This window comes from Drancourtella sp. An57 (assembly GCF_002161525.1).
Classification (GTDB): Bacteria; Bacillota; Clostridia; order Lachnospirales; family Lachnospiraceae; genus Sellimonas; species Sellimonas catena.
In genome coordinates this window covers 21308-41197 of the sequence record NZ_NFHY01000014.1, presented here as the reverse complement: position 1 = coordinate 41197, position 19890 = coordinate 21308, and the positions used below count along the sequence as shown (strand labels likewise).

Here is a 19890-nt window from a genome sequence, read left to right as displayed (position 1 = left end):
TTAGCGAGATGGCCCAGGAAAGATCAGATCCCCACCTTTGGGCTTTCCTGGGTCATCCCTGTCTTTTCAAGAATCCGCTGCCCGGTTTTTCCGGGCAGCGGAATTTGTCTTAATTATTGATATTGATCAGAATTATTCGGCTGCAATATCTGCATATACCCAGTCGATATTAATTGCACAATAGAAGAATGTTACATCTTTCACATCATCATCGATCAGATAATGAATTTCACGTTCTGCCTGCGGAAGGAATGCTCCTTCATCAATCAGGATCTGCTCTGCCTGATGCATCATGTCCATACGTTTTGCTGTATCAACTTCTGTCTGAGTAGCTGTCATCAGCTGATCATACTGGTCATTTTTAAATCCACTGTAGTTATAAGCACTGCTGGACATAAAGAGCTCCAGATAGCTGTACGGGTCATCATAGTCAGATCCCCAGCCTGCCCAGATAATTTCATATTCGCCATCTGCCTGACGTGTCAGTACTTCATTGTATGTAACCTGTTCAATTTCAACGTTGATGCCAAGTGTACTGTTCCACATTTCCTGACAAACCTCAGCCTGTTTCTTGGAGCTTTCATTGTCAGATGTGGTCAGTGTCAGCGTCACTTCAGAAGGATCAGAATATCCAAGTTCAGATAATGCTGCATTCAGATATTCTTTTGCCTTTGCATCATCGCCGTCAAGCGGATAAGAGTTCAGATTGGACTCTTCACCATATGTGGATTCCACTCCGGTAAGTCCGCTGAATACAAGACCGTTGCTTGGTTTATAGTATCCATAGTTTACAAGCTCATTGTATTCATTTCTATTCAGTGCATAGTTTAATGCGAGACGCATATTTTTATTAGCAAGTTCCGGACAGCTTCCGTCCATGTTGAAGTAGAAGTAGTCTACGTTACCATTAAGGAAAGTATTGTCTTTTCCTTCATATGTAGAAATTGCCGCTGTCGGGATGGAAACATAATCCAGTTCACCATCTTCATACATTGCAAGAGCGGTATCTGGATTCTGTACATAGTTTAATTCTACGCGATCCAGTTTAATTGCATCTCTGTTCCAGTACTCTTCGTTTGGCTCGAAGAACCACTGGTTGTCAGAAGATTTTGTCAGAACAAATGGTCCGGAGTATACATTCTTCTCGTAGTCAGCTGCGAAATCACTGCCGTACTGTTCTACGATATCCTGACGGAGCGGTGCATACTGTGCAGAAGAACCAATCAGACTTAAAAAGTAAGCCGTCGGGCGCTCCAGAGTAACAACAAGTGTCGTATCGTCCTGTGCCACTACGCCAAGCTGAGATGGATCCATCTGACCTTTTTCTACAGCAAGACCGTTTTTCAGGTATTCACCGATGAATGCGTACGGTGCCGCTGTATCCGGATTCATCAGCCTCTGCCAGCTGTAAACAAAATCCTGTGCTTTAATCTGTTCTCCATCACTCCATTTTGCATCCGGATTCAGATGGAATGTATAAGTCAGTCCGTCTTCGGAAACTTCCCAGCTCTCAGCAACACCCGGTTCAATCTCTCCGCCTGTATTACGAACAAGACTCTCTGTCAGAGCATGTGCAATCTCGTTGTCAGGGATACAGTTACCTTTTGTCGGGTCCAGTGTAGTCGGCTCTGTGGATGTGGAATAACGGAACACTTTTTCATCACTGGTCCCGCCGCCGTCGCTTCCGCCGCTTCCAGGTGTGCCGCATCCGGCAAGCATGGTTCCTACCATCGCTGTTGCAAGCAGCGCTGCAAATACTTTTCTCTTCATAATGTGTCCTCCTTTTTTAAAGCTCTATTAACTCATGTGTAGCACTTATCAGGTTTTCATATCCCTTTGCTGTGACAAGTCCCTGATCTTCGACCCGGACACCGCCCCATCCCGGTATATAAATCCCCGGTTCTACCGTCATAATGTTCCCCTCTTGGAGAACATCTTTGCTGTTGCTTCCGATAAATGGAAGCTCATGTACGAACAGGCCGACGCCATGGCCGATCCCTCCGTAATTGTATTGCAGATACTCTGTGTCCTTGATCGCTTTCAGTGATGCCTCATAACACTCGGTACCTGTCACTCCCGGCTTAATCGCCGCCTCTACATCTTCGGTCATCTGACGGCAGAGATTGTAGACTTCTTTCTGCTTCTCTGTCGCCTTTCCGACTACAACAGTTCTTGTCATGTCAGAAAGATAACCATTGAACTGGCATCCGTAATCCATCAGGACGAAGTCACCGTATTCGATGGCTTTGCTGGACGGAATGCCGTGAAGAAGTGATGTCCTTGCTCCTGATATCAATATTCCGCCGTACGGCTTTGTGTCTGCTCCCTCCATTACCATGTAATGTGAAAGTCTGGAAGCAAGTTCCTTCTCTGTCATTCCAACGCGGATATCTTTGATGATCTTGTCAAATGCCCGGGATGCGATCTCGCATGCTGCTCTTAAATATCCTTCTTCTTCACTGTTCTTAACAGAACGGAACTCCTCGATCACATTGACCGTCGGCACCATCTCCGCCTCGCCCTGGCTGCGGATCGATTCATAAAAAGAAAAGGTAAGATGATCTTCCTCGAACACAATCGTCTTTGCTCCTTCTTCGGAGGCCAGCCTCTGAACGGTCATCCCGATCGTATTGTTCGGTGTCCGCCAGTTGACTACTTCGTAGTCCGGACATTCATAGGATGCCTGTTCCGTGTAACGTGGATCTGTGATGAAGAACTGTTTTTTCTGTGTAATGAACAGATAGGAATCTTCACCGGTGTAGGAACTGATGTAGCGTACATTGGCCGGCTTTGCGATAAAGAAAGAATCTACCTTCTTCTCTTCCATATATATTCTCAGCTTCTGGATTGTATCCATCTGGTGTTACCCCCCCCCACAGTTTTGCAGTAACATATGTTCGCTTATAGCTTGAAATCCTTTTGTATGGCGGCTTACAAGCTTTTTTTATTTTTTAAATTTGTCATATTTTACTAGCGTTTTGTAACGTTTTGTGGTATAATAAGTATTATATGAAATGGAGTGCTTATTATGTATCTTAAAAAAACACCGAACTCTCATGGCCGCATCCGGCTTTCTATTGTTGATACTTATTACGATAAAGTTAAGAAATGCTCCCGCCAGAAAACCGTAGAATCTATCGGCTGGCTCGATGAACTGGAAAAGCAGTATGAGGATCCGATTGCTCATTTCACAAAACGTGTAGCGCAACTTAATGAGGAAAAAAAGAAAAAGCAAGCCCCGATTCACTTTACTTTCTACGATTCCGACAGGCTTCGCATTGATGATGACCTGCGGAAAAACTTCGGCTATGCCGCATTGAGCCGGATCTATCATGAACTCGGCATCCATACCTTCCTGACCAACCGGCAGCGCCACTCGAAAGAACAGTATGATGCCAACGCCATTATGAAGATGCTTGTTTATTCCCGACTCCTTTTTCCTGCTTCAAAGAAATCTTCTTATGACGGCCGGGAACGTTTTTTTGAAAGATCGGATTACTCCCTGGATGATGTCTACCGCTGCCTTTCTTTTCTGGACAAACACAGGGAAAACCTGCAGATATGGATGAATGACAGGATTAAAAAGAATTATGGCAGGGATACCAGCCTGATCTATTATGATGTTACAAACTACTATTTCGAAACAGATGAACAAAACGACTTCCTTCACAAAGGCATTTCCAAAGAGCACCGGCCAAACCCGATTATACAGATGGGCCTTTTCATGGATAACAGAGGAATCCCCATTACTTACGAACTCTTTCCCGGCAATACCAATGACTGCCTGACCTACCGGCCAAACTTCGGGCGCATCAAAAAACAGTTTGACCTTGGACGGCTGATCTCCGTTGCTGACAAAGGCATGACGACAGGCGATAACATCTGGTACACGATCAATACCCCTACTCATGATGGATATGTTTTCAGCATGTCCATCAGAGGAGCTGAAAAAGGGATCAAAGACTATGTCCTCAAAGAAGAGGGCTACGAGTGGCTTGGCACGGAATATAAACGAAAATCCCGAAAATCCCCAAGAACGATCCTGGTTACTTCTGTCACCGGCAAAAAGATGAAAAAGCAGGTGGACGAGAAACAGGTCGTCTTCTGGAGTGAAAAATATGCCCGGCGGGCAAAAGCCGAACGGGAAACCGCACTGGCAAAGGCCAGAGATCTGGCACAAAACCCGGGGAACTACACAAGAGCCACTTCCTATGGGGCAGCAAAATATGTCAAAAAAATAGACTACGACAAGGAGACCGGTGAGATCCTTACCTCCTCATCCATACTGGATATTGATGAAGAAAAGATCCGTGAAGAGGAAGCACTGGACGGTTACTATATGCTCCTGACCAGTGAAATGGAGACATCGGATGATGAAATCATCGACATGTACCGGGGGCTATGGCGGATCGAAGAGTCTTTTAAGGTGACCAAAAGCGAACTGGAAGCCAGACCCGTATACGTCTGGACAAAAGAACATATCGAAGCACATTTCCTGACCTGTTTTGTAGCCTTGACGATAGCAAGGATACTGGAAAATAAGTTGGAACGAAAATACAGTGTCGGAAGAATCCTGGACTCCCTGTCAAAAGCAGAATGCAGCCTGCTCCAGCAAAACTATTATCTATTCGATTACTATGATGAGGTACTAAAAGAGATTGGATCGATTATGGATATTGATTTCGGAAAACGTATCCGTACGCTGGGAGAAATAAAAAAAATTTTGGCAAAGACAAAAAAATAGAAAAAACACCATGAAAAAATGACAAAATAACAAGGCCGTAGTCCCGCATAAATACTGGGATTACGGCCATTTTTAATTCTCTTTATCTGCAAAAGTCAGGATATATATTCTCAGCTTCTGGATTGTATCCATCTGGTGTTACCCCCCCCCCTATCTAAAATGTATATTTATATTATCACCTTTGGTTTAAGATTGTCAACCTGACAACAAACATTTTGTCATGTTTTTTTATATTTTTCGATATTTTTTTATTTTATTTGTTACTTTTTTATCATTTTCGCTTATTTTCTTATGCAAGACCATTATTGTCGCTCAATTTGTTCGTATAAAAAACACACTTGTGTAGATTATACTAGAACCAAGTACAGTTTTTGTCTAGTTTTTCACATAATTGAAAACCTACGATTTTATGCAAGTTGTCACTTTTTGAATATTTATTCATTTTAATGCATTTCTATTCGTTCGTTGTGTGAATTTCAATCATTATCCCATATATATTTTATCTATAGAGAAAGTTTATGCAGAAAACCAGTTTATAGAATATGTCAATCTGCCAAAACGACATCGATTTTCAAAAAAGCGGAGCGTTTTTGTTTAGCAGGGAACAAAGTTTCCTCTTAAACAAAATACAGGGACGTACCATTAATACGTCCCTGTATCGATTATGATCTGTCATTCTATGACATTCAATTATTCTGTTTTGCCGTACAGTGTAACAAGTTTGTTCAGATATTCGTATCTTTCCTTTGCTTCCTGTTCGTTCTTTGCAAATAACACTTTTGCTTTTTCCGGATCCTGTCTTACAAGAGAGTTGTAACGAACTTCTCCGTTGAGGAATTCCTGGTAGTCTCCTGTCGGAGCCTTGCTGTCAAGTGTGAACTTGTTCTCTGCAGCCGGGTTGAAGCGGAAGTTGTTCCAGTATCCGCACTCTACTGCGAGCTGTTCTTCTGTCTGAGCTTTGCTCATACCCTTCTTGATACCATGGTTGATACATGGAGCGTAAGCAATGATCAGTGACGGTCCCGGATAAGCCTCAGCCTCGGAGATCGCTTTTACTGTCTGATTGAAGTCAGCTCCCATTGCGATCTGAGCAACGTATACATAGCCGTAGCTCATCGCGATACCTGCAAGGTCTTTCTTCTTGGTTTCTTTTCCGCCTGCTGCAAACTGTGCTACCGCACCTGTCTTTGTAGCCTTGGAGGACTGTCCGCCTGTGTTGGAGTAAACCTCTGTATCGAATACCATGATGTTGATATCCTGTCCGCTTGCAAGTACGTGGTCAAGTCCGCCGAATCCGATGTCATATGCCCATCCGTCTCCGCCGAAGATCCACTGTGACTTCTTAGCGAGGAAATCTTTATTGTTTACGATGTCTTTGCATACTTCGCAGTCGCATCCTGAAAGAACTTCTACCAGTTTGTCTGTAGCTGTTCCGTTTGTTGCGCCGCAGGAGAATGTATCAATCCATTCCTGACATGCTGCTTTTACTTCTTCAGAAGCGTTTTCAGATGCTGCAACAGACTCTACTTTTGTCTTTAATCCATTTCTGATTGCCTTGTTTGCAAGAAGCATACCATATCCAAACTCAGCGTTATCTTCGAAGAGGGAGTTAGACCATGCAGGTCCCTTGCCTTCTGCGTTTACTGTGTATGGTGTGGACGGTGAGGAGTTACCCCAGATAGAAGAACATCCTGTTGCGTTTGCGATGTACATTCTGTCACCGAATAACTGTGTAACAAGTTTTGCGTAAGGTGTCTCACCACATCCTGCACATGCGCCTGAGAACTCAAGCAGCGGCTGTTTGAACTGGCTTCCCTTTACAGTATTTTCTTTGAATTTTGCTACTACTTCTGGTTTTACCGGAATTTCTCTTCCGAAATCGAAGTATACCTGCTCGCCCGCATTTGCTTCCATGTTGCCCATAACGAGAGCTTTTTCGCCCTTCTTTCCCGGACATACATTTGCGCAGGAGCCACATCCTGTACAGTCGTAAGCGGAGACTGTCATGGTAAACTTCATATCCGGCATACCGATCATCGGAATTGTCTGAATTCCTTCCGGTGCGTTTGCAGCTTCTTCCTCTGTCAGAGCTACCGGACGGATAACTGCGTGCGGACATACATACGCACAACGGTTACACTGGATACAGTTCTCCGGCTGCCAGATCGGGATATCCACTGCGATACCACGTTTTTCGTAAGCAGCTGTTCCTGACGGTGTTGTACCATCTACGTATTCTGTAAATGCAGATACCGGCAGAGAGTTACCTTCCTGAGCGTTTACTTTTGCCTGGATATTCTTAACGAAGTCTACAACTTCTTTTCTTCCGCCTTTTACTTCCGGTGTGAATAAACCTTCGTCAGCTGCATCTTTCCAGCTTTCCGGTACAGTTACTTCAACAACCTGTTTTGCACCTGCATCGATTGCGTCATAGTTCATCTGAACGATCTTGTCACCTTTTCTTCCGTAAGTAGCTTTTGCTGCTTTCTTCATCAGGTCGATCGCTTCTTCCTCCGGAATGATGGCTGCCAGTTTGAAGAATGCAGACTGAAGGATTGTGTTGATACGTCCGCCAAGTCCGATCTCCTTACCGATCTTGATACCATCGATTACGTAGAACTTGATGTTGTGGTTTGCAATAAATGCTTTTACCTGTCCCGGAAGGTGTTTCTCCAGTCCTTCCATATCCCATGGACAGTTCAGAAGGAATGTTCCTCCGTCAACGAGTTCCTGTACCATGTTGTATTTGTTGATATAGGACGGGTTGTGGCATGCAACAAAGTTTGCTTTCTTGATCAGGTAAGTGGACTTGATCGGTTTCTTACCGAAACGTAAGTGAGACATTGTCACACCGCCTGATTTCTTGGAGTCATAATCAAAGTATGCCTGCGCATACATATCTGTATTATCACCGATGATCTTGATGGAGTTCTTGTTAGCTCCGACAGTACCGTCTGCTCCAAGTCCCCAGAATTTGCAGTTGATTGTTCCTTCCGGTGTTGTAACAAGCGGTTCACCTTCGTCCAGTGACAGGTGTGTCACATCATCAACGATACCGATTGTGAATTTTTCTTTTTCTGTGTTGTTGTATACGGCAACGATCTGAGCCGGTGTCGTATCTTTGGAACCTAATCCGTAACGTCCTGTGAGGATCTTCACGCCGTCGAATTTTGTTCCTTTTAATGCTGCAACAACGTCAAGGTAAAGCGGCTCGCCCTGTGCTCCCGGCTCTTTTGTTCTGTCAAGAACGGAGATCACTTTTACGCTTTCCGGAATTGCATTTACAAGTGCTTCAGCGCTGAATGGTCTGTAAAGACGTACTTTTACGACTCCGACTTTCTGTCCTTTTGCAAGCAGGTAGTCAACAGTCTCATCGATTGTCTCACATACAGATCCCATAGCAATGATTACATGCTCAGCATCCTCTGCTCCGTGGTAGTTGAACAGTTTGTAGTTTGTTCCGATCTTTGCGTTTACTTTGTCCATGTATTCCTGAACGATGGCCGGCATTGCGTCATAGTACGGATTACATGCTTCTCTTGCCTGGAAGAATACGTCAGGGTTCTGAGCGGATCCTCTTTCGCAAGGATGATTTGGATTTAACGCGTGCTTACGGAATGCATCGATCGCATCCATGTCAACGAGATCTTTCAGATCTTCGTAATCCCATGTCTCGATCTTCTGGATTTCGTGAGATGTACGGAATCCGTCGAAGAAGTTGATGAACGGAAGGCGTCCTTTGATTGCCGCACAGTGAGCAACCGGTGTCAGGTCCATAACTTCCTGAACGCTTGATTCACAAAGCATTGCGCATCCTGTCTGACGGCATGCGTATACGTCGGAATGATCTCCGAAGATGGAGAGCGCGTGGCTTGCAAGCGCACGGGCAGATACATTGAACACACCCGGAAGCTGTTCGCCTGCAATCTTGTACAGGTTCGGGATCATCAGAAGGAGTCCCTGAGATGCTGTGTATGTAGTTGTCAGGGCACCTGCTGCAAGAGAGCCGTGTACGGCACCTGCTGCTCCGGCCTCGGACTGCATCTCCGTAACCTGAACTTCCTGTCCAAAAATGTTCTTTCTTCCCTGGGTAGCCCACTCATCTGTAGCTTCTGCCATAACAGATGAAGGGGTAATCGGATAGATCGCAGCTACATCGCTGTATGCATAAGAAGCATGAGCAGCAGCATGGTTACCATCCATGGTTTTCATTGATCTTCCCATTTCTTTATTCCTCCTTAAGTTTCAAAAAATGTTTCTAAATTCATAGATATTCATATTATATCGCCATTACCTGTAAAAGTCCAGTATACTTGTCCCAGATTTTTGCACCTTTTTCTGAACAAAAAGCCGCACAGCCGTCGTTTCCCGACAGCTGTACGGCTTCCCTGTTGTTTTTGAAGTTGTTATACGTTAAACCGGAACAGTACTACGTCCCCGTCTTTTACGACATATTCTTTTCCTTCGGAACGGACGAGGCCTTTCTCTTTTGCGGCTGTCATGTTGCCGCAGGCAATCAGGTCATCGTATGCAACTACTTCCGCGCGGATAAATCCTCTTTCGAAATCAGAATGAATCTTTCCGGCTGCCTGAGGTGCCTTTGTCCCTTTCTTGATCGTCCATGCACGGACTTCCGGCTCTCCTGCTGTCAGGTAGCTGATCAGGCCAAGGAGACTGTAGCTTGCCTTGATCAGTTTTTCCAGTCCGGATTCTTTCAGGCCAAGATCCTCGAGGAACATCTGCTTTTCGTCGTCCTCAAGCTCTGCGATCTCCTGCTCGATCTCAGCGCAGACCACAAAGACTTCATAACCTGCTTCTTTGGCAAATTCTCTGACCTTCTGTACCCCCTCATTGGAGGCGCCGTCATCTGCCAGATCGTCTTCCGATACGTTGGCCGCAAAGATCACCGGTTTTGCTGTGAGGAGATTGTAGCTGTTCATCCACTCTTCTTCCTCTTCATCCCGGATATCCGTAAAGCTTCCTGCCATTTTTCCGTCTTCCAGATGCGCCTTGATTCTCTGCATCAGGTCCACTTCTTTTGCTGCCGCCTTGTCGTTTCTTGCCGCCCGGATCTGCTTGCTGATACGGCGTTCCAGCACTTCCAGATCGGAGAAGATCAGCTCCAGATTGATGGTCTCTATATCACGGAGCGGATTGATGCTTCCATCTACGTGAACGATATTGCTGTTCTCAAAGCATCTTACCACATGGACGATGGCGTCCACTTCCCTAATATTGGCAAGGAACTGGTTGCCAAGCCCCTCTCCTTTGGATGCACCTTTTACAAGTCCCGCAATATCTACGAATTCAATGACAGCCGGAACGATCTTTTTTGTCTGGTACATGTCCGCCAGCACATTCAATCTCTCGTCCGGTACAGTTACGACGCCCACATTCGGGTCAATGGTACAGAACGGGTAGTTGGCTGATTCCGCTCCTGCCTTTGTCAGGGAATTAAACAGCGTACTCTTCCCTACGTTCGGTAATCCTACGATTCCAAGTTTCATTTAATTTCTCTCCATTCTCTTTGTAAATTTCTTACTCGTCTTTTGTTTCCATCAAAATCAGTGTTCCGTATGCAAACGTGATCACAAGCTCGTCTTCCGCGATCTCATTGCTGACACAGAGACTGTCGTTCGGGAGCAGGTGATGATGGTTCAGCGGATATTTCGCTCCACGGATCGTGAGATCCTCCACCTCTCCCCCAAACGGGAACAGGGAAAAATATTTCCCGAATGCATTGCGCCGTTTCAGGCGCACTTCCCGGTCGCAGAGCCGGATCCTGTTGCATGAATCCAGAATCTCCGCCTGTATTCCTGCCTTTCTGGCAATTTCCAGAGACTGTACATTGGCCCAGACATGGTCAATCCTGCATCCCGTTGCTCCCAGAATAATCATCCGGTCGCAGCCAAGTGTAATGGCAAGCCGGATTGCGATCTCTGTATCCGATGCATCCTTGACCGGATTATACTCCCGGATCGGAATTTTCGTCTCCTCCCGGTAATAGCGGATTACTTCTTCTGAGATACTGTCAAAATCCCCTACAATGTACTCCGGCTCAATTTTGTGCCTGTACAGAAACTCCACTCCTTTATCCACTCCGATGATACGTTTCGATTCGTAAGATTCCAGTACGGAAAGTGCGAAATTATCGTTAATCGCGCCTCCGCTGATGATGATTGTCACTCTACTCATATTGTCTTAATCTCTCCATCATAGCCTTTGTATTTTGTCCCGGATCTCCGCCAAATACCGCGGATCCTGCAACAATTACATTCGCCCCTGCTTTCAGCACTTCCTCTACATTGTCCTGATAGATTCCTCCATCCACTTCCAGATCAATGTCCCGGCCGCATTCCGTAATCATCCGGCGTACCTTCCTGATCTTTTCAATGGATTCCGGAATAAACTTCTGTCCTCCAAATCCAGGCTGTACACTCATGACAAGAATCATGTCCACAAGCTCCATATACGGGAGCAGCTGATCCGCATCCGTCTGCGGACAGATGGAAATCCCTGCCTTCTTCCCGCAGTTCTTAATTTTCTGAATCGTTTCCTTCACATCCTGACATGCTTCCAGATGGATCGTAATGATATCCGCGCCTGCATCTGCAAAATCTGTCACATAGCGGACCGGTTCCTGAACCATCAGATGCACGTCCATCACCTGCTCTGTAGCTCCTTTGATGGACTTTAATACCGGCATCCCGAAAGAGATACTTGGTACAAACATCCCGTCCATTACATCAAAGTGCAGGTACTCAGCCCCGTTTTCCTCTGTCATTTTCATCTGCCCGGCAAGACATTTAAAATCTGCCGCCAAAAGAGACGGCGCCAAAATATATTTCATGCTTTTCCTCCTCAATATCGCTTTTTCTGCTCCAGTTCGCGGTACATCTCCAGATAATTTTCATATCTGCTCTTCGGAATGAATCCTTCTGAAAGTGCCTCCTTTACCTCGCATCCCGGTTCATGGATGTGGCTGCATCCCTGAAAACGGCAGCTTCCCTCGTAAGGTCTGAATTCACGGAAATAATCCTTCAGATCTTCTTTTTCAAAATCATTCACATACAGCGAACCAAATCCCGGCGTATCCATGATATAGGTCTCCCCGCCAATGGAAAACAGTTCGGAATGTCTCGTTGTGTGGCGTCCCCGTTCAATCTTCCTGCTGATTTCTCCGGTCTCCATATTGGCATCCGGATCCAGCAGATTGATCAGTGAGGATTTTCCCACACCGGACGGTCCCGCAAGGGCAGTCGTCTTTCCTTCCAGGATCTTCCTTACCTGATCGATATTCTCCTCTTTTGCAGCGCTGGTAAATATAACCGGATAGCCGCAGGCTTCATAAGTCTCTTTTAACAGTTCCCATTCTTTTTCGTCTGCCAGATCCTTTTTATTAAAGCAGAGCGTCACCGGAATGGATTTACTCTCCATCATAATCAGAAACCTGTCCAGCAGATTCAGATGGGGTTTGGGGCTTGTCACCGCGAATACAATCAGTGCCTGATCGATATTTGCGACCGCCGGACGGATCAGTTCATTTTTCCTTGGCAGGATTTCTGTGATATTCCCCGTTTTCTCCGACTCATTGATCACATCAATTTCGACATTGTCTCCTACAAGCGGTTTGATCTTCTCCTTTCGGAAGATCCCTTTTGCCTTACATTCATAAACACCGGATTCTACTACGTGAACGTAGTAGAATCCGGCAATTCCTTTCACAATCTTACCCTTCATGAAAGTCTCCTTGTATGTTTGTCCGCATCCTGTCCTTAGCCGAGGCTGACATAAAAGGTGTAGCTTCCGTCAGAATTCTGTTCGTAACGGATCACCTGTCCGCGGCTTACTGAAGAATTTTCCTCGTATTCCACATTATATTTCGGATTTCCGTTTTCCTGTACCCAGGATGCGATGTTACTCTCCCAGACCGGTCCATCCGAAGATGTAGAAGATCCGGAATCGTTTCCGGATGAGGAATCGCTTCCTCCATTATTGGTATTGTCACTGCTGTTGTTGTCATTGTTATTACTGCTGTCCGACGGTTCTTCTTCGTCCGGCTCTCCTCCAAGGCTCACCACGTAGCTGATGGTCGTGCCTTTTGCCACAGTGCCGGATGTCAGAGACTGGGAAATGATTCTTCCTACGCCCACATCATCACTGTAGTCCTCGGACCGGTCTACGTTGATGCCATTATCTTCCGCCCAGGATGTCAGATTTCTCTCCGGCATGCCGACAAAGCTCTGAACTGTCACCATCTCATCCTCCGGATTTACTCCCTGGCTGACTACCAGATTAACTGTGGAGCCTTCTTCCACCTCACTGCCGGAAGACGGTGTCGTCCGGATCACTTCTCCTTCATCGTACTCATCGCTGTACTCTTCACTTGTGGAACCCACGCTGAGTCCTTCGGCCTCAATCTTCTCGGTTGCCGTGCTGACATCATCACCGGTTACATCCGGAACAGTCACGGTCGACGGTCCTGCACTTAAAACAACATTGATCGTGCTTCCTCTCTCAGCCTCTTCTCCATATTCCGGATCCTGATCGATGACAGTACCTTCGTCCTGGTCAGACGCTTCGGTGCCGGATACTTCCAGCTTGAATCCTGCTTTCTCGGCAGCTTCTCTTGCCTGGTCTTCTGTCAGGCCAAGGTTGGCAAGATTCGGAACGTCCGCCATACGGACTTCTTCCTCTTCCTGACTGCCGGAGCCTCCTCCAAAAAGGCCTACCGCGCTTCCGATTCCGTAAGCTGCCGCACAGACAACAAGGACTGCCACCAGCGCAATAATGATCTTCATCATATTGCTCATCTTCGGCTTCTTGCCGGTGTGTTCCTCTTTGTTCCTGTGGGTTTTCAGGTTTCTTGTATCGTAATCGTCATCGTCGTAACCATCGTCATGGTCATCGTCGTATCCGTCATCGTACTCATCGTCGTATCTGTCGTCATCATCATACTCGTCATCGTACTGATTCTGAAGTTTCCTTCTGTCTGACTCGGAAATCATGACAGTATCAGCGCCTGCACCGTATGCGGCAGCGCCGTTCTTCACGAAATCACCATTCGGATCGGAAAGTGATCTTCTAAGATCCTGTGCGAGCAGTGTCACGTTTGGATATCTCAGATCCGGATTCTTCTGGGTACATTTTAAGATGATCTGCTCAAGACTGTACGGCATCGGCACGTACTCTGACGGCGGCACGATCTCTTCCTGGAGATGCTTCATGGCAATCGCAACTGTGGAATCTCCGTCAAACGGCACGCGACCGGTCACCATTTCATACATCGTAATACCGATGGAATAGATGTCGCTCTTTTCATCGGAAAAGCCCCCTCTTGCCTGTTCCGGTGAAGTATAGTGGACCGATCCCATGGCATTGGAACTCGTTGTATTAGAGCTTGCCGCCTTGGCAATACCGAAGTCGGTTACTTTTACCTTTCCTTCATTTGAAATAATAATATTCTGCGGTTTGATATCACGATGAATGATGTGGCCTTTATGTACCGCCTCCATGCCGGCACATACCTGAAGTGTGATGCTGATTACCTCTTTCGGTGTCAGCTTTTCTTTCTTTGCGATATATTCTTTCAGCGTGATTCCCTCTACTAGCTCCATTACCATATAATAAAGTCCGCGGTCCACGCCTACATCATAGACATTGACAATATTCGGATTCATGATTCCGGCTGCGGCCTGAGCCTCCGACCGGAACTTCTTCACATAGGTTTCATCTTCCCGGTATTCTTTTTTCAGTACTTTGACGGCAACATAACGATTCAGTACATTGTCGCGTCCTTTGTAAACATCGGCCATGCCTCCGGCACCGATCTTACTGAGGATCTCATACCGCTCCCCTAATACAATACCATCTTTTACCATACACTCACCTCATCTGCATACGGCTGCGCCAGTACTACTCCAATATTATCCGAGCCGCCGTTTTCATTTGCTCTTTGAATTAGACTTTCCACTGCTTCCACTATATCACGTGCGCTCTTTACAATCTGAAAAATTTCATCGTCATCTACCATATTCGTGAGGCCGTCGCTGCACATCAGTATGATGTCTCCGCCCTTTAAGCGGTACTCAAAAAAGTCCGGCTCTACTTTCTGCTTCACCCCGATCGCACGTGTGATGATATTTTTATCCGGATGATGCTTTGCCTCCTCTTCTGTCAGTCCTCCAAGCCTTACCATCTCTTCCACCATGGAATGGTCTTTGGAAAGCTGTCGGATCTCCTTGTTGATCAGATAGAGTCTGCTGTCTCCGACATTTGCAAAATAAAGTACATGATCCATTATCGTGGCAGCAACCAGAGTCGTTCCCATGCCCTCCAGCCTGTTGTCCTTTTCGGCCTCTTCTAAAAGCCGCTCGTTTGCCGCCTGGATCGAGTTTCCAAGAATCGTCTCAGGATGGGTCTCTTTGCAGTTCTGTACCTCTTCGGCCAGAACCTCCACGGTAAACCTGGAAGCAAAGTCACCCGCACGATGTCCGCCCATTCCGTCAGCTACCACAAGAAGATTCGGGAGATTCCCGATCGTTTCATCTGTAGCGAACACGTAGTCCTGATTGACCTCTCTTTTTCTTCCAATATCAGTCATTGAAAATGTTTTCATTTTCATTCTCCTTATTATTGTCTCTGTGTTTTATTCTGAGCTGACCACAGGCTCCGTCAATATCAGAGCCCATTTCTCTTCTTATAGTAACATTAATCCCATTTTTTTCAAGTTTATTTTGAAAAATCCCTGCAGTTTTTTTATCCGGTCTTTTGAAATTATTTTCCCTTACCGGGTTGACCGGAATCAGATTCAGGTGGCAGTTTCTATGCTTCAAAAGGGCCGTCAGCTCCCGGATGTCTTCTTCTGTATCGTTGACACCGTGCACCAGACTGTACTCAAACGTGATCCTTCTTCCGGTCTTTTCAAAGTACTCGTCACACGCCTCAAGGACTTCAGACAGCTCATATTTATTTGCCACGGGCATAAGTGATTTCCGCTTCTCCTGGTTGGATCCGTGAAGGGAAAGCGCCAGCGTGATCTGAAATTTCTCATCCGCCAGGCGCCGGATATTCGGCACAATCCCGCAGGTGGATGCGGTGATGTTTCTCTGGCTGATGTGAAGCCCGTGCCCGTCGCTGACCATCCGGATAAACCGGACGAAATTCTCATAATTGTCAAGGGGTTCGCCCGTTCCCATCACAACGATGTTGGAAATCCGCTCCCCGCTGATTTTCTGCACTTCATACACTTCTCTCAGCATCTCTGACGCGGTGAGGTTTCGCACCAGTCCGCCGATGGTTGACGCGCAGAAGCGGCACCCCATCCTGCATCCTACCTGGGAGGAAATGCAGATGCTGTTTCCGTGTTTATATTTCATCAGGACACTCTCAATCATGTTTCCGTCCGAAAGCTCAAAGAGATATTTGTTCGTTCCGTCGATTCCGGAAATCTGCCGTTCCACCAGACTTACCGTCGCGATCTCATACTCCCGGTCCAGCTTTTCCCGGAGAGCTTTGGATACGTTGGTCATCTCATCAAAGGATTCCACCAGTTTTACATGGATCCACTCGTAAATCTGCTTTGCCCGGAACGGCTTTTCACCGATGGCTTTCATCTCGTCTTCCAGTTCCTGAAGAGTATAGGACGCAATATCTTTCTTTTCCATCTATTTCGACTCCTGTTTTTTCATAACTGCTATGTAAAATCCGTCGCACGGATCAATGCCCGGAAGAAACTGTTTTTCCTTATTAAGTGCAAACTCCCTGTGCTGTTCCAGAAACCAGGCTGTATTTTCCTCGTTCTCCTCCCGGTTGATGGTGCAGGTGCTGTAAAGAAGCGTTCCGCCCGGCTTCACATAACGATGCACCACGGACAAGATCTCCCGCTGAAGCGCGGCAAGCTCTTTTTGTGTCTCCGGCGTCATATTGTAACGGATATCTTTCTTTGTGGCAAGTACGCCAAGGCCGGAACATGGAAGATCGGCAATGACGATGTCCGCCGTTTCAACCGAAGCCTCATCGCACACTCTTGCGTCCTGCTGCCGCGCGCTGATATTGGTAAGCCCGCTGCGCCCGATATTCTCTTCGATAAGACCCACTTTATATTCCGTCAGGTCTCTGGCGTCCACATGCCCGGTTCCCGCAAGCTTTTCCGCCGCATGGAGCGCTTTCCCGCCCGGCGCGGCACAGACATCGATAATCGAATCGCCTTTCTTGACCGGCAGGCTTTCCACCGCCATCATGGAACTTGCATCCTGCACATAAAACAGTCCTTCTTCAAATGTTTCCAGGCCGCCCAGATAATCGTATCCGGAAATCCACAGCGCATACGGGAGAACCGGATGATCCTCCACTTTTTCCACTCCGTCTTCTTTCAGGCGGGCTTTGATTTCCTCTTTGGTGATCCGTTCCGGGTCAAACCGGATACAGGTCGGATGCTCTTCCATCATAAAGGAAAGCATCTTCTCCACCGTCTCTTCCGGATAGCTCGAAAGCCACGTTTCCACCATCCATTCCGGAATGGAATACTGCACAGAAAGACGTCTGGAAAGAGGATGCTCCGGAAGCTTCACCTGATCCATCTGTCTTGCGATGGTCCTAAGTACTCCATTGACAAATCCGGAAAGATTCTGAAATCCTCTCTTCTTTGCAAGTCTTACCGCCTCATTGCAGACTGCGGAGGCCGGTACCTGATCCATATACTTCAGCTGGTAGACCGCGCTTCTTAAAATAATACGGATAACCGGCTTCATTTTTGCTGTTTTTGTTTTGGAAAACTGATCGATGATGTAATCAATCTCGATCATATGCTCCAGCGTTCCTTCCGTCACCCTTGTGATGAAGGCACGTTCTCTTTTATCCAGATACTGATACTTGCTAAGGACTCTTGACAGGGCCAGGTGTCCCGGCACCTTGTCTCTTGTCACTTCCAGCAAAATGGCAAGAATCAGTTCTCTTTCTTCGATCGGTTTATTCACGCCGTCTTCCTCCTGTCAGCAGAATGATACGCAGAAGCTGCAGAATCGCCGAGGCAGCTCCTGCCACATAGGTCAGCGCCGCAGCCCGTAATACTTTCTTCGTCATGGAGAGCTCATCCGGAAGCAGCATCCCGCTCTCTCCCAGAATCTGCACTGCCCTTCTCGATGCGTTGAACTCCACCGGAAGGGTAACAAGCTGAAACAAAACGGCAAACGAAAATGCCAGAATCCCGATCTGGATCAGCAGATACGAAGAACGGCTGTTGAATAACAGTCCCAGAAGGATCAATGGCCATGCGATGGCCGATCCAAAATTCGCCACCGGAACGATAGCGCTTCTGATTTTCAACGGCGCATATCCCCGTGAATGCTGGATCGCGTGTCCGCACTCGTGGGCCGCCACTCCAACCGCAGCTACGGAAGCAGACTGATACGTGGCATCTGACAGACGCAGTACCCTGTTCCTTGGATCAAAGTGATCCGTCAGATTTCCGCTCACATGCTCGATCCGCACATCGTAGATCCCTGCACTTCGCAAAATCTGCTCGGCAGCCTCCCGGCCGGTAAGTCCGGAACGGCTCCGCACTCTCCCGTACTTTGCATAGGTAGAACGGACCCGCGCCGATGCCGCAAGGCAGAGCAGGAGCCCGATCAGTACAAGGCTGTACGTCGGATCATAGTAATAGTAAAATGGCATTTCTACCTCTCCCTTTCTTTATTCAGATCAGTTCTCCCCTAAACTCATTCCTGTTTCCAGCGGATATCCACGCAGAAACGCGCCCGCGTCCATCCGTTTTTTCCCCGGAATCTGAAGCTCCCGGATCACCAGACTCTTCTCTCCGGTCTTTATTGTGAAATCCTTTTTGGACACTGCCGTGATCTCTCCCGGTCCGGCATCTTCCGTTCCCGGCACATCTTCTGTCACATCCGCATCCCAGATTTTCATTGTCTTGTTGTCCCATGTAGTATATGCACTTGGCCATGGATTTAAACCACGGATCAGTCGTTCAATAGAAACCGCATCCTGATTCCAGTCAATGGCTCCCATCGCTTTATTCAGCATCCGGGCATATTCCGTCGGGCTTTCTCCCTGCTTTTCCGGCTGGATGCTTCCTTCCTCCAGACGTTTTAATGTTTCAACACAGAGCTTTGCCCCGGCATCTGAAAGTTTGTCGTGAAGGCTTCCTCCCGTCTCCTTTTCATCCAGAACAATCGTTGTCTTTAACAGCATATCTCCGGTATCCAGTCCTTCGTCCATCTGCATGGTCGTCACGCCGCTTTCCTTTTCCCCGTTGATCACGGCCCACTGAATCGGCGCCGCGCCCCGGTACTTCGGAAGCAGGGATGCATGAACATTGACACAGCCATACGGCGTCATCTCCAGAATCGCTTTTGGCAGAATCTGTCCAAAAGCGATGACAACCATGATGTCCGCCTGATAGGCGGCAAGTTTCTCGATACATTCTTTTTCCCGGATCCGTCTTGGCTGGTAAACCTCAATTCCATGCCGAAGAGCCGTCTCCTTGACCGGAGGAAACTGCATTTCCTTTCCTCTTCCCTTCGGCTTGTCCGGCTGTGTCACCGCAAGGACAACCTCATGTCCTGCCTCAAGAAGCGCCTCCAGTGTTCCGACGGAAAAATCCGGTGTTCCCATAAAAATGACTTTCATACTCTGTCACAGTCCTTTCTATTCTTCTTCCGCTGCATTGTCATGGATGCCGTCTTCTGCAAGACGCATGTACATCAGGCCGGAGAGATGATCAATCTCATGACAGAATGCTCTTGCAAGGAGGCCTTCTCCCTCCCAGATGACTTCTTCCATGTCCTCGTTGAGCGCCCGCACTTTGACATGGTTCGGACGGGTTACAATGCCGTATTTGCCCGGAAGACTTAAACATCCTTCCTCCCCGGTCTGCGTGCCGTCCGATTCAATGATTTCCGGGTTGATCAGCACGATCGGCTGATCTCCTACATCAATGGTGATGATCTGCTTTAAGATGCCAACCTGCGGAGCCGCAAGTCCGACTCCCATTGCGTCATACATCGTATCGAACATATCCTGAATGAGGATCTTCGTCCGAAGTGTCATCTTGTCCACCTTTTTGCACTGCTTTTCCAGTACGTCATCTCCAACTTCCCGTATCTTTCTGATTGCCATAATGAATCCCT

General features: G+C 47.2%; 15 protein-coding genes. 1 reads left to right on the top strand and 14 read right to left on the bottom strand.

Annotated elements, in window-relative coordinates; translation table 11 throughout:
* Positions 1-132: 132 nt before the first annotated feature.
* Positions 133-1770: a peptide ABC transporter substrate-binding protein gene (locus B5G11_RS11975; RefSeq protein ID WP_087254024.1), complete on the bottom strand. Its 1638-nt coding sequence runs from the start codon at positions 1768-1770 to the stop codon at positions 133-135.
* A 16-nt stretch (positions 1771-1786) separates the two neighbouring features.
* A complete protein-coding gene (locus B5G11_RS11970; protein ID WP_087254021.1) occupies positions 1787-2857 on the bottom strand; it encodes a Xaa-Pro peptidase family protein in 1071 nt (356 codons plus the stop codon).
* A gap of 171 nt (positions 2858-3028) precedes the next feature.
* On the opposite strand from B5G11_RS11970, the gene B5G11_RS11965 reads away from it, so the two are divergent.
* Positions 3029-4744 carry an IS1634 family transposase gene (locus tag B5G11_RS11965; protein WP_087254017.1) on the top strand — a complete coding sequence of 572 codons (1716 nt, stop codon included), beginning with the start codon at positions 3029-3031 and terminating at the stop codon, positions 4742-4744.
* Between the two features lie 690 nt (positions 4745-5434).
* Here the strand turns inward: B5G11_RS11965 and nifJ are convergent.
* The 12 genes from nifJ to def all read right to left on the bottom strand — a co-directional run bounded on the left by nifJ (position 5435) and on the right by def (position 19879).
* Complete coding sequence (gene nifJ / locus B5G11_RS11960) at positions 5435-8968, bottom strand: pyruvate:ferredoxin (flavodoxin) oxidoreductase (RefSeq protein ID WP_087254014.1); 3534 nt, start codon at positions 8966-8968, stop codon at positions 5435-5437.
* A gap of 182 nt (positions 8969-9150) precedes the next feature.
* Positions 9151-10251 (bottom strand): redox-regulated ATPase YchF, encoded by a 1101-nt coding sequence (gene ychF, locus B5G11_RS11955; RefSeq protein ID WP_087254013.1) that lies wholly within the window; start codon positions 10249-10251, stop codon positions 9151-9153.
* Positions 10252-10282: 31 nt separating this feature from the next.
* Positions 10283-10939 carry a thiamine diphosphokinase gene (locus B5G11_RS11950; protein WP_087169297.1) on the bottom strand — a complete coding sequence of 219 codons (657 nt, stop codon included), beginning with the start codon at positions 10937-10939 and terminating at the stop codon, positions 10283-10285.
* Positions 10932-11594, bottom strand: a complete 663-nt coding sequence (rpe, locus tag B5G11_RS11945; RefSeq protein ID WP_087169296.1) for a ribulose-phosphate 3-epimerase — start codon at positions 11592-11594, stop codon at positions 10932-10934. The genes B5G11_RS11950 and rpe overlap by 8 nt, the downstream gene beginning before the upstream one ends.
* An 11-nt stretch (positions 11595-11605) precedes the next feature.
* Positions 11606-12484: a ribosome small subunit-dependent GTPase A gene (gene rsgA / locus B5G11_RS11940; protein WP_087254010.1), complete on the bottom strand. Its 879-nt coding sequence runs from the start codon at positions 12482-12484 to the stop codon at positions 11606-11608.
* 35 nt (positions 12485-12519) lie between these two features.
* Positions 12520-14625, bottom strand: coding sequence for a Stk1 family PASTA domain-containing Ser/Thr kinase (gene pknB, locus B5G11_RS11935; protein WP_087254007.1), 2106 nt, complete (start codon positions 14623-14625; stop codon positions 12520-12522).
* Positions 14619-15362: a Stp1/IreP family PP2C-type Ser/Thr phosphatase gene (locus tag B5G11_RS11930; RefSeq protein ID WP_087254003.1), complete on the bottom strand. Its 744-nt coding sequence runs from the start codon at positions 15360-15362 to the stop codon at positions 14619-14621. The genes pknB and B5G11_RS11930 overlap by 7 nt, the downstream gene beginning before the upstream one ends.
* Positions 15340-16410: a 23S rRNA (adenine(2503)-C(2))-methyltransferase RlmN gene (rlmN, locus tag B5G11_RS11925; RefSeq protein ID WP_087254000.1), complete on the bottom strand. Its 1071-nt coding sequence runs from the start codon at positions 16408-16410 to the stop codon at positions 15340-15342. The genes B5G11_RS11930 and rlmN overlap by 23 nt, the downstream gene beginning before the upstream one ends.
* A complete protein-coding gene (gene rsmB, locus B5G11_RS11920; RefSeq protein ID WP_087169291.1) occupies positions 16411-17721 on the bottom strand; it encodes a 16S rRNA (cytosine(967)-C(5))-methyltransferase RsmB in 1311 nt (436 codons plus the stop codon).
* Entirely contained in the window at positions 17714-18418 is a 705-nt protein-coding gene (locus tag B5G11_RS11915; protein ID WP_087253997.1) for a zinc metallopeptidase, read from the bottom strand. Before B5G11_RS11915 ends, rsmB begins: the two co-directional genes overlap by 8 nt.
* 27 nt (positions 18419-18445) lie before the next feature.
* Positions 18446-19390 (bottom strand): methionyl-tRNA formyltransferase, encoded by a 945-nt coding sequence (gene fmt / locus B5G11_RS11910; protein WP_087253994.1) that lies wholly within the window; start codon positions 19388-19390, stop codon positions 18446-18448.
* A gap of 18 nt (positions 19391-19408) precedes the next feature.
* Entirely contained in the window at positions 19409-19879 is a 471-nt protein-coding gene (gene def / locus B5G11_RS11905; RefSeq protein WP_087169288.1) for a peptide deformylase, read from the bottom strand.
* Positions 19880-19890: the final 11 nt, after the last annotated feature.

Coding starts and splice junctions, on each gene's coding strand:
- nifJ (WP_087254014.1), bottom strand. CDS start 8,968: ATGGGAAGATCAATGAAAACCATGGATGGTAACCATGCTGCTGCTCAT.
- rpe (WP_087169296.1), bottom strand. CDS start 11,594: ATGAAATATATTTTGGCGCCGTCTCTTTTGGCGGCAGATTTTAAATGT.
- B5G11_RS11915 (WP_087253997.1), bottom strand. CDS start 18,418: ATGCCATTTTACTATTACTATGATCCGACGTACAGCCTTGTACTGATC.
- B5G11_RS11975 (WP_087254024.1), bottom strand. CDS start 1,770: ATGAAGAGAAAAGTATTTGCAGCGCTGCTTGCAACAGCGATGGTAGGA.
- B5G11_RS11970 (WP_087254021.1), bottom strand. CDS start 2,857: ATGGATACAATCCAGAAGCTGAGAATATATATGGAAGAGAAGAAGGTA.
- pknB (WP_087254007.1), bottom strand. CDS start 14,625: ATGGTAAAAGATGGTATTGTATTAGGGGAGCGGTATGAGATCCTCAGT.
- fmt (WP_087253994.1), bottom strand. CDS start 19,390: ATGAAAGTCATTTTTATGGGAACACCGGATTTTTCCGTCGGAACACTG.
- def (WP_087169288.1), bottom strand. CDS start 19,879: ATGGCAATCAGAAAGATACGGGAAGTTGGAGATGACGTACTGGAAAAG.
- rlmN (WP_087254000.1), bottom strand. CDS start 16,410: ATGGAAAAGAAAGATATTGCGTCCTATACTCTTCAGGAACTGGAAGAC.
- B5G11_RS11950 (WP_087169297.1), bottom strand. CDS start 10,939: ATGAGTAGAGTGACAATCATCATCAGCGGAGGCGCGATTAACGATAAT.
- B5G11_RS11965 (WP_087254017.1), top strand. CDS start 3,029: ATGTATCTTAAAAAAACACCGAACTCTCATGGCCGCATCCGGCTTTCT.
- rsgA (WP_087254010.1), bottom strand. CDS start 12,484: ATGAAGGGTAAGATTGTGAAAGGAATTGCCGGATTCTACTACGTTCAC.
- ychF (WP_087254013.1), bottom strand. CDS start 10,251: ATGAAACTTGGAATCGTAGGATTACCGAACGTAGGGAAGAGTACGCTG.
- B5G11_RS11930 (WP_087254003.1), bottom strand. CDS start 15,362: ATGAAAACATTTTCAATGACTGATATTGGAAGAAAAAGAGAGGTCAAT.